The sequence below is a fragment of the Flavobacterium sp. LK-23 genome, assembly GCF_058135255.1.
This window is the reverse complement of record NZ_JBYUVT010000004.1, coordinates 202042-216258: the sequence shown is the minus strand read 5'-3', so window position 1 is coordinate 216258 and position 14217 is coordinate 202042. Positions and strand designations below refer to the sequence as shown.

The window sequence follows — 14217 nt, the reverse complement described above, 5'->3', positions numbered from 1 at the left end:
TATTTCAGTTTTAATAACTAAAATGCTGTGCAAAGATATGTTTATTCGTTCAATCGTTTGTTTGAATTTGCTTTTATTTGGCAAATAGGCCTTATGGCATAACCCAATAGGGTATTTAAAATCAAGCGGGTTCGATGTTTGCTTTGATAAAATCGGTAACTAAATAACCAATCAATTTACCGATTAAATTATTGTTTGGAGAATTATCTAAATCTGGCGCTCCTTCGCAGATATGCAGATATGCAGCATGCTTATGTTCGCCAAAGAAAGAAACAAACTGTCTTAATTCTTCAACAGAGAAACCGCTGATAGTCATGGCGCTGCTGGCAATATTTGGAATCGCATCAAGATCAATTTCAATTCCGAAAGCATCACTTTTAATAAAATCCAAAGCGGTAATCATTTCGCGATTAAAATCTTTTTCTTTTCTAATGTTGACACTGTCGTAAGTATTGTATCGAACGCGGTCTTCCAATTTTTTTATAATATCTAAAACGCTTTTTGACGTATAATTTTCGTGAAGGCCAAAAATGAAATATTTCTTTAAGAAACCTTCTTCGTAAGCATATGAAAATCCGTTTCCGCTATGGCGGCCTTCTAAAATTCTAAAATCAGAGTGCGCATCAAAATTGATTGCATTTATTGGTTTTCCTTTCGCAAGAGCGGCACCTTTAATATTTCCGTAAGCATTGTTGTGGCCTCCACCAATAATAATTGGAGTTTTTCCAGCTTTGATTATAGTAAAAATAGTATGAGAGACTTCTTTGTCTATTTTTTCAACCAGCTGACTTAATTTTGAACGATCGTCAATGTCGTTAAAATCTAAGTTTTCAACCTGACGCATTTCGTCACTAACATTAATGTGTCCTAAAATAATAATGTTACTCCCTTTAGAAAAACGATTGTGCTGAATATTGGCAATGCTTTTTATCGCAGATTGCCATGCAGAAGCGGCTCCAGGCCTTCCGTAATTGGCGCGCACACCAATATCTTCGGGAATTCCTAGAAGCACATACTTAGCTTCACTTTCTTTAATAAAATTAATCTTATCAATTCCTGGCGGAATGACAATCATTTTTTCTCCGAACTTTATTTCACCACTTCTGTGATTTGTGATTTTAGCTAAATCATTTATAGTGAATGGGATTAATTTTTCCATGAAAAAAATTTATTTTCCAAAAATAATATAATTGTAGAAACTTACGTTATTACCTTATATTAATTCTTAAATTTGTTATTAAAGAAAATTATTTAAATATGGAAAACCCAAAGAACAACAATTCAAGTCTAAAGGCGGTAATCGCAGTTTTAGCAGTCCTACTGATCGGTAGCTTAGTGTATATTTTTAAATTATCTTCTGATACAGAGGTGGTTAAGACTGAACTTACAACAACCTTGACTGAGAAAGAGTCTGTAATGAAAGATTTACAGGAGTTAAAAGCGACTTATGATGCTGCAATTGCTGAAAACACTTCTATGTCTGACGAATTAATCCAAGAAAGAGACAAAGTTGTGGCTTTAATGGATGATTTGAACAAGTCTAAAGGAGATGTTTCTAAATACAGATCTCAAGTTCAAGCAATGCAAAGTAAAATGAAAACTTTAGTTGCTGAAAACGATGAGTTGAAAAAACAGAATGGTGTTTTAACAACTCAAAGAGATAGTACTATTGTAGTTTTAGGAGAGTCTAAAAAGTATAATGAAGTATTAGTTGGCCAAAATGAAGAGTTAGCTAAAACTGTAGAAAAAGGATCTAAATTATCTGTTTTAAATACTAAAACTTCAGCTTACAAATTGAAAAGCTCTGGAAAACAAATCGAAACTGATAAAGCAAGTCGTGCTGATGTTTTGAAAGTTAGTTTTACAATTGCTGAAAATCAAATTGCAAAATCTGGAGACAAAACGTATTATGTTCAAGTTATCGACGCTAAAAACAATGTTTTAGGCGAAAAGAAAACTGAAAGTTTTGGAGAAAACACATTAACTTACAGTTTTAAAACTACAGTAAAATACGAAAATAAAACTGTACAAGTAAGTGAAGATCTTCCAGGAAAAGATTTTGCTAAAGGAACTTATTTTATCAATGTTTTTGATAATGATGAGTTAGTTTCTAAAACTAGTTTTAGTTTAAGATAAGGAGCCTTAGGGATACAATACCACTTAAGATATTAAAGGTCTGTGATTTTTCACAGGCCTTTTTTTATGGGATAATGTGTGGTGATTTTTTCAATTTAATCTGCAGATATCTGCCTAAATCTTTTTAAATCTGCGTGAAACATTTTACGTATAGATTTTTTCACGCAGATTTAAATGATTTTAGCAGATAAAATTAAATTTTAATTATTGAATTGAACTGTTTGTTTATTTGGACAAACGATTTATTTTAAAATTTTGCCCTCAAGAAAAACTGATTCAATAAGATTGCTTCCAAAAGCGTAAGGGATTTGGTAATAAGAAGAAATAGGTTTTGTTAGAATCAGATTGGCTTTCTTGCCTTTTGTGATACTTCCATGTGTTTCTGAAAGTCCCATTGCGTAGGCGCCGTTTATTGTTGCGGCATTAATCGCTTCTTCTGGCGTCATTTTCATTTTGATGCAAGCTGTTGCTACGACAAAATTCATATTTCCTGATGGAGTAGAGCCAGGGTTGAAATCTGTTGCTAACGCTAAAGGTAAACCTGCTTTTATCATTTCTCGAGCAGGAGTGTACGGAATGCTTAAAAAATAAGAACAAGAAGGTAAAGCAACAGGCATTGTTTCAGTGTCTTTTAAGGCTTCAATATCTTCTGGATTCATAATTTCAAGATGATCTACAGAAAGTGCATTAAATTTAACGCCAGCCTGAATTCCGCCAATAGAATTAAATTGATTGACATGGATTTTTGGTTTCAAGCCAAATGCTAAACCTGCTTCCATTATTTTTTCGGTTTCTTCTACAGAAAAATAACCGCTTTCGCAGAAAACATCTACATAATCAGCAAGCTTATTTTTGGAAATTTCTGGCAGCATTTCGTTAATCATTTCGTCAAGATAGCCAGCTTTATCCTCTTTGTAATGTAAAGGAAAAGCATGTGCGCCTAGAAATGTCGCTTTGATGGCGATAGGATAGTTTTCTGCCAGTTTTTTAATTACACGAAGCATTTTTAATTCTCCATCAACCGTTAATCCATAACCCGATTTAATTTCTACAGCACCGGTTCCTAAATGCATTATTTCTTCTAAACGAATTTTAGATTGCTCATAAATTTCTTCTTCAGAAGTTTCGTTTAGTTTTTTAGCCGAATTTAAAATTCCGCCGCCGCGATTGGCTATTTCTTCATAAGAAAGACCATTTATACGATCAACAAATTCCTGCTCGCGATTTCCTGCATAAACAATATGCGTGTGGCTGTCGCACCAAGACGGAAGAACAACTTTTCCAGTTGCATCAATAGTTTTGTCGGCTTTGATTTCTGGAAGATTATCCATTGAACCGAAATCTTCAATTAAATTGTCTTTTAATACTAAAAAAGCATTTTTAATTGTTGGAAGTTTTGCCATTTCCGCACCCGAAACTTTGGTAATAGAACTTTCGCGAACTTGTAATAACTCTTGTATGTTTACGATTAATGTTGTCATTGTGGATATTGTTATAAAACACAAATTTCACGAATTTTCACTAATGAATTGTGAAAACTCGTGAAATTTGTGTCAGATAGGAATTAGGAATTTTAAAAATTCAATATTATTGTTTTTTAATCAGAAACGGTAATTTCGAACATTTTGCTCCAGTTTTTACCCGTTACAAAAATGGTTTTAGTTCTAGGATTGTATGCAATACCGTTTAAAACATCATCTTTTGTAATATCTGTCATTGTTTTTCTTAAATCAGATAAATTTAAAATGGCTTCAACAGCTCCTGAATTTGGATTTACTACAGCAATAGCATCTTTGAACCATACGTTTGCATAGATTTTCCCATTGATCCATTCAATTTCATTAACGGCTTTAATTTTAGATTCTCCCGAATAAACGTTGATGTAGTCAATCATTTTTTGAGTAGCAGGGTCAACTTTCCAAATTTTTTCAGTTCCATCAGTTTGATAAATGTGCTTTCCGTCATTTGTCATTCCCCAACCTTCAATATCTTTTTCATAATCAAAGGTTTTTTCAAGTTTTAAAGTCTTTGCGTCGTAAATAAAACCTTTTTTGTTTTTGTACGTTAGTTGGAATAATTTATCATTTATAAATGTAATTCCCTCTCCAAAATACTGTTGGCCTAGATCAATTTGTTTGTAAACTTTTCCTGTTTTGTAATCGTATTTTTTTACAAAAGAAGCTCCTTCTTGTCCAGTGCTTTCGTATAAAGTATCTTTATAAAACTCTAAACCTTCTGTAAAAGCTTTTTTGTCGTGAGGAAAAGTATTTACCACTTTATATTTTAATAATTTAGGCTCAATGTCTGAAACGACTTCAATTCTAGCACTTGCGTCTGAAGAATCTCCGCCAAAATAAACTTTAGCTTTTAAGTATTGGTATCCTAATTTTTGATCTATTAATTCAAATCTAAAATTTGCAGCACCTTTTGTACCTCCAACTCTTTGGTCGTTTACGAAGTAGGCAACGCTGTCAATTTCTTTAGATTTCGGGTTTAAAATTCCAATATTAAGCGCTTCTTTTTGCGTAAGATGAGCAGGAAAAGCAGAATCATCGATAGTAAATAAAGAATTTTCACCTTTATTTTTTTCTCCACATCCAACCAATGTGATTCCTAATAAAATGACAGCTAGGAAGTTATATTTTTTCATAGTTTAAAATTTCAATAAGCCAATATACGACGATATTTTTATTGTTACAAAGGTCTTGCAAAAATATAAAAAGGTTGTATATTTGCACCGGCAAGTCCTACACGACCAGCTCCTGCAGACTCCCCCAGGATGGGAACATAGCAAGGGTACGTGGTTGAGCGGTGCGATGTAGGTCGCTTGCCATTTTTTTAGAATTTAATAGTTTTGTAATCTTCCTTTTAGGAGGATTTTTTTATTTTTGACCCTATCTGAAGTTAAATGTTATTGGTTAGAAGTTCAACATTGACTGCTTTATGTGGTTCAAAATAAACCCAATTCCAAAAACTTATAACTCATAACCCATAACTTATAACTAAAAAATGAGCAAAGTCGTTTTAATTACCGGAGGATCATCAGGAATTGGAAAATCTATTGGTGAATTTTTGCACCAGAAAGGTTTTGTCGTGTACGGAACAAGCAGAAATCCTGAGAAAGTTTTAAATTCAGTTTTTCCATTAGTTGCTTTAGATGTTCGAAATTCTGATTCTATTAAAACAGCGGTAAATAAAATTATCGAAACTTCTGGAAGATTGGATATTGTAATTAATAACGCTGGAGTTGGAATTACAGGACCTTTAGAAGAAATTCCGACTGAGGAAATTCGAAATAATTTTGAGACTAACTTTTTTGGTCCAATTGAAGTTATGAAAGCAGCATTGCCACAAATGCGTAAGCAAAATTCTGGACTTATTATTAATATTACTTCGATTGCTGGTTATATGGGACTTCCGTATAGAAGTGTTTATTCTGCATCAAAAGGAGCTTTAGAATTGATTACTGAAGCTTTGAGAATGGAAGTGAAAGCTTTTGGTGTCGAAATCACGAACGTTGCGCCTGGAGATTTTGCTACCAATATTGCTGCCGGACGTTATCACGCGCCAGTTATTAAAAATTCTGCTTACGAAAAGGTTTATGGCGATGTTCTAGCCACAATGAATGATCACGTTGATGCAGGAAGTAATCCAAATGAAATGGCAGAAGCAGTTTATAAAATTATTCAAACTAAAAAACCAAACGTACATTATAAAGTGGGGGCTTTTATGCAGAAGTTTTCGATTGTTTTAAAACGTGCGCTTCCAGATAAAATGTATGAGAAAATGCTTATGAATCATTATAAGTTATAGAAAAATGTAAAAAATACACTTATTTATAACATATAATTTTAAAATGGTTTTAATTTTAAAATCTTTATTGGTATTGATTTTGTAATTTTGCAGCTAGATTTCTTTAAAAGAATTTATTTGAAAAGAAATTTATAAATACAAACAAACCATTTTTAATTAAACAAATTATGAAATTTTTTATAGACACAGCTAATTTAGCTCAAATTAAAGAAGCACAAGCTTTAGGTGTTTTGGATGGTGTAACAACTAATCCGTCATTAATGGCAAAAGAAGGAATCACTGGAAAAAACAATATCCTTAAGCATTATGTTGACATTTGCAATCTTGTTGATGGTGATGTAAGTGCAGAGGTTAACGCTCTTGACTTTGAAGGTATGGTTAAAGAAGGTGAGGAGTTAGCTGAATTACATGAGCAGATTGTTGTAAAACTTCCTATGACTAAGGAAGGTGTTATGGCTGCAAAATACTTTTCTGATAAAGGAATTAAAACTAACGTAACTCTTGTTTTCTCTGTAGGACAAGCACTTTTAGCTGCAAAAGCTGGAGCAACTTTTGTTTCTCCATTCGTTGGGCGTTTAGATGATATTTCTACTGATGGATTGAATTTGATTCAAGAAATTAGAGAGGTTTATGATAACTACGGTTACGAAACTCAAATTTTAGCAGCTTCTGTACGCCACACTATGCATATTGTAAACTGTGCTAAAATTGGTGCAGACGTTATGACTGGACCTCTTTCTGCAATTTACGGTTTGTTGAAACACCCATTGACAGATATCGGTTTAGCTCAGTTTGTAGCTGACTTTGAAAAAGGAAATAAATAATCCTTAGATACTTACAAAATTAAAATCGTCTTTTTTCTAACGAGAAGAGACGATTTTTTTTACTTTTATATTGAATCTTAAATAGTTAAATATGAAAGTAATCTTATTTATGTTGTCTTTTTTTGTAGCGAGTTTTTCTATAAACGCTCAAGCCGCTAAAGTTATTACTTCGGTAAATGAAGCGGGCGATGTGGCTACTTACGAGTTAGATTGCTCGGTTAAATTTCAAACTCTCGCCAAAGGTCTTCGATATAATATTACGAGGCATGAGTTTAAAGGTTCGGAATTAAAAAATTCATATCGTCTTTTGCTGGTAATGGATGGATTTTATTCGAAAACATTAAATAGCGAAATGACGATTTCGGCAATCTTAAGTGACGGAACAAAAATAGAAGCTAGAAAAACTATAGAAGATGACGGCTTTTTTGATGGAGCCTGCACCTTGAAGATAAAAGATCCTCAAGCGCTTTTAAATGCCGATATAGATAAAGTAATTGTTCATGCGGACAGAGATGTGGTTTATCCTTTAACGGTTCAAAATAAGGCTCTTTTCAAGAAGAACTTGAGTAATATTATTAATGCCAAATAAAAGTTGCTAAGATTCTGAGATGCTAAGCTTCTAAGTTTTTTTCTTCTTTAAATAAAAAAATCCAAATTCCAGTTTTAAAATGGAATTTGGATTTTTATATATTGGAGTTTTTTACTTTTTAGTGTCCACCACCAGCACTTTCTATATGGCTAATACCTTGTCTTTTTAAAATTTTAGGACAGTAGAAACCGTAGAATCCTAAATATGCAAAACCAAGTAGCGGTATAATGTAAGAGAAGTGAGTGTATGTGATACCGAAAATTCCATTTGGATTTGTTGCATCTAAATCACAGATACTTCCTTGTACCAATGGAATAACTCCACCACCAAGAATCATCATGATTAAGAAAGAAGATGCTTTTCCTGTGTTTTTCCCTAATCCTGCAATCGCTAAATCGAAGATTGAAGGCCACATAATAGATAAGAATAATCCACCAGAGATAAAGAAGAATTTAGCAATTTCTGGATCTGGCCATGCTAATCCTAATGCCATCATAGTTAATCCTGAAATTCCGAAAAGCATTAATGTTTTTCCAGCATTTTTACCACCAATAAAACTTACTGCAATAAATAGTAAAATCCAGAATGGGTAAATGTAGAATGAAGAAACATCGTGAGCAGCAAAAATATTTGCTCCAATGATTACTCCAAATGCCGCAGCAGGAACGATAAATTTAAGTGCCGTATTTACTAAGTTTGAAGTATTAAATACGTTTGCTCCACCATTCCAACGGCCAATCATTAAACTTCCCCAGTAAAGCGCAATAAACGGTGCTACAGCGTCTTCTAAGATGTTTCCGAATTCGTTAGTGTGTAATAAAGCAGGTAAATTACTAATGATAGTTACCTCAGTTCCTACATAAATAAAAATTCCTAACATACCCAAGTATAATTGTGGATAGTCAAGAATGTTGAATTTACTGTGTTTTTCTTTGATTATTGCTTCTTCCTCTTTTACAGGATCTTCGATTTTTGAGAAATTCATAAATACCGCAACCGCAATAAAAGCAAGACCTAAAATGATGAAAGGCAATTTAATATCTTCTAATGAAAGAGCTGTTTTTTTGTTATCTCCCATTCCGAATAAAGCGATACCTAATAAAATAGCTCCGATTGTTGTTCCGAAAGAGTTAATTCCTCCAGCAAGAGTTAAACGGTGCGCTCCAGTTTCTGGACTTCCCATTTTAATAGCTAACGGATTTGCAACAATCTGTTGGATAGAGAATCCTAAACCTACTGTGAATAAAGCCGTTAAGAAGAAAGGGAAACTTTGAATTGTAGCTGCTGGAATGAATAGGAATGAACCTACTGCTGATAAAACTAATCCTGCAGATAGTGTTTTTTTGTAGCCGTATTTTTGCAAAACGTCTACTTTTAAAGAAACGATAAAGAATATAATTGATCCAACAAAATATGCAGCGTAGAAAGCCCATGCTACTAATTGAGATTGTACTTGCGATAACGTAAATACTTTTTTGAATACTGGAATCAGGATATCATTGGCTGAACCAACAAAACCCCAAAAGAAGAAGACGATTATCAAAGAGATAAATTGCCCCCATTTGGTTTGCACATTTTCTGAACTCATAATAATAAGGTTAATTTTTTATTTTATTGTTTTTTGAAGACCGTAAATATATTTGTTAGGATTATCAAAAAAAAATAAAAAGGTATAAATAATGTTAAATTTAAACCAACGGCTATGTTTTTTCAACAAAGTGTTAATTTTAACCTACTTAGAAAATGTAATTCGTAATTATATTTTATTCCAATATCTTGTTTTTAACTTCTTTACTGTAGTTTCTGCCTATCGGAATGTTGTAAGATTGTATTTGAACGCGGTTTCCTTCTATAGATTTCACCTTATTTAGCGCAATTACATAAGATTTATGTATTCTTAGGAAGCGATCTGCGGGCAATTCTTCAGATAAGGATGTAAGAGATTTATGTGTAATATAGGTTTTATCGGGAGTGACAACTTTTATATATTCCTTCATTCCTTCGACAAATAGAATTTCTTCAATATTAATTTTCATCATTTTTTTATCTACTTTGATAAAAATATGAGAATCTCCTTTTGCGGTTTCAATCTTGATATTGTTTTTAAGATTGTATTCGGTAGTGATTTTATTGATGCATTTTATAAATCTTGGCAACGGAATTGGTTTTACCAAATAATCTAACACATCCAAATCATAACTTTCGGCAGCAAATTCTCTAAATGCAGTGGTAATAATAACTTTGGTTTTGTTTTCGATCAGACTAATAAGTTCAAAACCCGTCATCATAGGCATGTTAATATCTAAAAAGACAGCATCAACAGGAGTACTGTTGATAAAATCGAGCGCTTCTAGAGAGTTATTGAATGTCGCAACAACTTCAAAATCGGTAAAATTGGTAAAATAATTTTGCAAGACTTTAATAGCTAAAGGCTCATCATCAATTAACACGCATTTAATCTTCATTCTGAGTTGGTATTTGCAATCTGATTATGTAGAAATTTAGTTTGGTTTGCTGTTTTAGGCTAAAATTGTTTTTGTAAATTAGCTTTAGCCTCTTTTTTGTATTAACGAGACCAATTCCTTTTTTTTGATTATGATTTTGTGAAATTACGAAATTATTTAAGATTTCAAAATCGAGTACTTTGTTGTCTATAACTTTGCAATTGATTTTTATTTTTAAATTTTTGTTGTTTAATCCACCGTGTTTAAAAGCATTTTCTACCAAAGAAATAAAGATTAAAGGCGGTACAACAACATCTTCTATATTAGATTCTAAATTTATGGTCACTTCAACATTTTCAAAACGAAGTTTTTCGATTTCGATATAGTTCTGAATATAATCTATTTCTTTTATAAGCGGAACAAATTTGGTTCCTTTTACATCATACAAAACATACTCCATCAAATTAGAAAGTTTGATGATTACATCTGGAACTTTCTTTGATGATTCTAAAGATAAAGCATATAGATTATTTAATGTATTAAAGAAAAAATGAGGCTGAATCTGATTTTCGAGATATTTTAATTTTATTTTAAATTGATTTTCTCTCAACGATCTATTTCTTTCACGCTCTCTTAACCAGGTTAAAGTAAGATACACAGAGGAGGCCATTGCTAGAACATACAATTCTCCTATACACACAGCAACAATGTGATTGATCTCAAAAGGATGGTATTCGCGATTTGCTTCTGGCCAGATATTTTCTGATATAATATAATAGGTTAGGGCCGTTTTGAGCAAATACATAACAAACAAACTTACTAGAAGCAAAAAAGTATACAGTATGTATTTTTGTTTTAGTACATACTTGGGAACTAAAACAAATAAATTTAAATACACTAACGGAATAACTAGTGAGAATTCAATTACATTAGATTTGAATGCATAAGGGTAATCATTAAAGTAAGCTCCCCATCTTAAAAAGTTTAAAGTAAAATATACTCCCCAAAACCAGATATGATTTTGCAGTTTAATATCAAATTTAACTTTTCGTATTTCTTTCAACTGGTTTTAAGTTATTTGCGTTTTTTTTTGGTTTTTCTTAACAATATTGAAATATTGTGCAACTTTAAACAATTAACTGCAAAGAGCCAATTTTTTTGAATAAAATTTTGCAAAAAAAGGATATTTGTGCTTATTTTTTCTATTAGAACGTTTTCGTAAAGCGTATTATTGAATGTTTTATGTCGTTCGTTTAAATTTTATTGCTGTTGGTTTAATTTATTTTTTTTAACAATGCCTTAAGAATAATTTTACATCATAACTAACAAAATAAAATAAACATGAAAAAAATTTTCTTAATCTTTATGATTGTTTTTACGGCGCAAGTTTCGCTTGCACAAGTAAAAAATGTCAAGGGTGTGATTACAGATTCTGATGGTATGCCATTACCTGGAGCTTCTGTTGCTGTACAAGGAGGTCAAAAAGGAACTACTACCGATTTTGACGGATTGTACACTATTGAAGTTCAAAAAGGTCAAAGTTTAGTTTTTACTTACGTAGGACTAGAGACTCAGACGATAGTTGTAGGAGATGCTGCTACAATTAATGTGAAGATGGTTCAAGCGGCTTCAAATGCATTAAATGAGGTTGTAGTAACTTCTTTAGGTGTTAAGAAAACAAGAAAATCTTTAACATACGCCGCTCAAGAGCTTAAAGGAGAAGAGTTGACTCGTGTAAAAGATGCCAACGTTATTAATACTATTGCAGGTAAAATTGCGGGTGTTGCTGTAACAAAAAGTTCTGGAGGTACTGGAGGATCTACAAAAGTTGTAATTCGTGGTAACTCTTCGATCATGAATAGCCAGCCACTTTACGTTATTGATGGTATTCCTATGTATAATGGTACTTCAAATCAGCAAGGTAATACAAATGCGTCAAATGATTCATTTGGTAGCACTGCTGGAGGTAACCGTGACGGAGGAGATGTTATTTCTTTGATTAATCCAGACGATTACGAAGGAATGACTGTACTTAAAGGTGCAGCAGCTTCTGTATTATACGGATCACAAGGAGCAAATGGGGTTATTTTATTATCTTCTAAAAAAGTTAAAGAAAATACAGGAAATTTAGCTGTATCTTCTGTTACTACTTTTGAATCTGTTCATTCATTACCAGAATTTCAGTATGAATATGGAACAGCGGATGCACAAAAATCTTGGGGAGGAAAAGTACAGTCGAATGATTTTGTAAAAGACTTCTTTAACACAGGAGTTACTCAAATTACTTCTGCTGCTTTTACAACAGGATCTGATATTTCTTCAACAAGTATATCTTATGCTAATACTACAGCTTCAGGAGTTATTGAAGGTAATGGCTTAAAGAAAAACAATTTTGGAATCCGTCAGACAGGTAAATTTTTCAACAATAAATTAACTGTTTCTGCTGATGCAAAATATACATCGCAAACAATTAATAACAGACCTGTAAACGGACTTTACTCAAACCCATTAACGGGAGTTTATTTGTTCCAAAGAGGAAATGACTTTAATTATTACAAAGATAATTTCGAAACATTTATTCCTTCTAGAAACCTATACGGCCAAAACTTTTACAGCGCACCAAATGCTGATATTTATGTTCAGAATCCTTATTGGTTAATTAACAGAAATAAATCTGTTGATAAAGATAATTTCTTCAACGGAAATTTAGCTTTAGAATACAAAGCAAACAATTGGTTAAGCATTGCTGCAAGATATAGCTATAATAGAGTTGAAAATGATTATGATAAAAAGATTTATGCTACGACCAATACTTCTTTATCTAATATAAACGGTAGATATATAAACGTTGCTAATTTAAGCACACAGCGTTATGGAGATTTGATTGCTAAAATTAATACTAATTTCAACGAAGATTTTAGCTTTAATGCTATTGTAGGAGCAAGTATCAATAATACATTAGCAAATCAACAGACTACGTTAGATTCTGGTATTGTTGGCGGGCTTGTAAATGCTAACTTGTTTACTTTGGGGAATTTTGCAAGCGCAAGTGGTTTAGATAACTTAAGCCTTCAGGCTACAGGTTCTTCAAGAGAGGTTCAATCAATTTTTGCTTCTGCAACTTTTGGTTATAAAAACATGTTGTACTTAGATGTTACAGGACGTAATGATTGGTCTTCTACTTTAGTAAATACTGATACTTCATCTTATTTTTATCCTTCTGTAGGGGTTACTGCTCTTATTAGTGAAATGGCAACAATGCCAGAATGGATTAACTTCGGAAAAGTGAGAGGAACTTATGCTCAAGTAGGTAATGATGTTTCTGCTTTTGTGACTTCTCCAAAATCGACTATTCAAGGTGGTAATATTATTCCTCCTGTAGTAGGCCCAAGACCAGGTGAAGGATTGAAACCTGAATTGAAATCAGAATTTGAATTTGGTACTGAGTGGAGAATGTTCAACAATAGATTAGGTTTTGAAATTTCTTACTACAACTCAGAAACTAAAAATCAATACATTCAAGTTCCGGCTCCGGCAACAAACCCTTACGGTTATACTTTCTACGGAATAAATGCTGGTAGTATAGAAAATAAAGGACTTGAAATTGTTGTTAGCGGTAAAATTATTGAAGGGCAAAAATTTTCATGGGAAACTATGGTGAATTATTCTCACAATAAAAATAAAGTAAAAGAAATTCCAGAAGAATTAGGAGGTAAAATTCCATTAACTCCTGTAAATAATATTAACTACAGATACTCTTTAACAGAAGGAAGACCATTTGGTGTGATTGAAGGAAAAGGTATTGTTAGAAATGATAATGGAGAAATTGTTTTAGATGATAAAGGAAATTTAGCAGTTGAAGCTGATTTCCATGAAGTTGGTAATGCAAACCCTGATTTTATGTTAGGTTGGTCAAACACATTCAAATTTGGTTCTTTTACAGCTAACTTCTTGATCGATGGTCGTTTTGGAGGAGATGTAATGAGTATTACTGAAGGTATGAATGATTTTTATGGGGTATCAAAAAGATCTGCAGATGCTAGAAATGCTGGTGGTGTTGCTGTAAATGCAGTTATGCCTGATGGTACCAAAGTGACTAAAATAGATGCTCAAAAATACTATGAAGCTGTAGGTGGTCTTAACGGTGCTACTGCTGAGTATGTTTATGATGCAACAAATGTAAGTTTAAGAGAGGTTTCGCTTGGATATACCTTCAATAAAAAAGCAATTCCATTTGTTAATACAGCAACTTTATCATTAATCGCAAGAAACTTATTCTTCTTTTATAAAGATGCACCATTCGATCCAAACATTGCTTTAAGTACAGGTCAGGGCTTGCAAGGTGTTGATATTTATGGTTTACCATCAACAAGAAGTATTGGTCTTAATTTAAATGTAACTTTCTAATTAA

General features: G+C 32.5%; 11 protein-coding genes and 1 other RNA gene. 6 read left to right on the top strand and 6 right to left on the bottom strand.

The genetic code is table 11. From position 1 onward, the window contains the following. Nucleotides 1–121: 121 nt before the first annotated feature. The gene (locus AC3Y25_RS08405) at nucleotides 122–1159 is read right to left on the bottom strand and encodes a formimidoylglutamase (RefSeq protein WP_250836727.1); all 1038 of its coding nucleotides are present in this window, start codon (nucleotides 1157–1159) and stop codon (nucleotides 122–124) included. A 98-nt stretch (nucleotides 1160–1257) separates the two neighbouring features. On the opposite strand from AC3Y25_RS08405, the gene AC3Y25_RS08400 reads away from it, so the two are divergent. After that, nucleotides 1258–2136 carry a DUF8428 domain-containing protein gene (locus tag AC3Y25_RS08400; protein ID WP_095930515.1) on the top strand — a complete coding sequence of 293 codons (879 nt, stop codon included), beginning with the start codon at nucleotides 1258–1260 and terminating at the stop codon, nucleotides 2134–2136. Between the two features lie 242 nt (nucleotides 2137–2378). On the opposite strand, the gene hutI is transcribed toward AC3Y25_RS08400, so the two are convergent. Continuing rightward, entirely contained in the window at nucleotides 2379–3617 is a 1239-nt protein-coding gene (gene hutI / locus AC3Y25_RS08395; protein WP_489902434.1) for an imidazolonepropionase, read from the bottom strand. A gap of 116 nt (nucleotides 3618–3733) precedes the next feature. Continuing rightward, complete coding sequence (locus AC3Y25_RS08390; RefSeq protein ID WP_489902433.1) at nucleotides 3734–4786, bottom strand: glutaminyl-peptide cyclotransferase; 1053 nt, start codon at nucleotides 4784–4786, stop codon at nucleotides 3734–3736. A gap of 88 nt (nucleotides 4787–4874) precedes the next feature. On the opposite strand from AC3Y25_RS08390, the gene ffs reads away from it, so the two are divergent. The 4 genes from ffs (at nucleotide 4875) to AC3Y25_RS08370 (ending at nucleotide 7362) form a co-directional block, all read left to right on the top strand. Next, an RNA gene (gene ffs / locus AC3Y25_RS08385) (signal recognition particle sRNA small type) lies at nucleotides 4875–4972 on the top strand. 173 nt (nucleotides 4973–5145) lie between these two features. Beyond that, a complete protein-coding gene (locus AC3Y25_RS08380; RefSeq protein WP_489902432.1) occupies nucleotides 5146–5949 on the top strand; it encodes an SDR family oxidoreductase in 804 nt (267 codons plus the stop codon). A 167-nt stretch (nucleotides 5950–6116) separates the two neighbouring features. Next, entirely contained in the window at nucleotides 6117–6773 is a 657-nt protein-coding gene (gene fsa / locus AC3Y25_RS08375) for a fructose-6-phosphate aldolase (protein ID WP_198856298.1), read from the top strand. A gap of 91 nt (nucleotides 6774–6864) precedes the next feature. Then, complete coding sequence (locus tag AC3Y25_RS08370; protein ID WP_489902431.1) at nucleotides 6865–7362, top strand: hypothetical protein; 498 nt, start codon at nucleotides 6865–6867, stop codon at nucleotides 7360–7362. Between the two features lie 118 nt (nucleotides 7363–7480). Here AC3Y25_RS08370 and AC3Y25_RS08365 read toward each other — a convergent pair whose 3' ends face one another. The 3 genes from AC3Y25_RS08365 to AC3Y25_RS08355 form a co-directional block, all read right to left on the bottom strand. Next, nucleotides 7481–8950, bottom strand: coding sequence for an MFS transporter (locus tag AC3Y25_RS08365; protein WP_489902430.1), 1470 nt, complete (start codon nucleotides 8948–8950; stop codon nucleotides 7481–7483). A gap of 175 nt (nucleotides 8951–9125) precedes the next feature. Further along, nucleotides 9126–9827 carry a LytR/AlgR family response regulator transcription factor gene (locus AC3Y25_RS08360; protein ID WP_095930523.1) on the bottom strand — a complete coding sequence of 234 codons (702 nt, stop codon included), beginning with the start codon at nucleotides 9825–9827 and terminating at the stop codon, nucleotides 9126–9128. Continuing rightward, the gene (locus AC3Y25_RS08355) at nucleotides 9817–10869 is read right to left on the bottom strand and encodes a sensor histidine kinase (protein WP_427874572.1); all 1053 of its coding nucleotides are present in this window, start codon (nucleotides 10867–10869) and stop codon (nucleotides 9817–9819) included. Before AC3Y25_RS08355 ends, AC3Y25_RS08360 begins: the two co-directional genes overlap by 11 nt. Before the next feature lie 278 nt (nucleotides 10870–11147). On the opposite strand from AC3Y25_RS08355, the gene AC3Y25_RS08350 reads away from it, so the two are divergent. Beyond that, nucleotides 11148–14213 carry a SusC/RagA family TonB-linked outer membrane protein gene (locus tag AC3Y25_RS08350; RefSeq protein ID WP_489902429.1) on the top strand — a complete coding sequence of 1022 codons (3066 nt, stop codon included), beginning with the start codon at nucleotides 11148–11150 and terminating at the stop codon, nucleotides 14211–14213. Nucleotides 14214–14217: the final 4 nt, after the last annotated feature.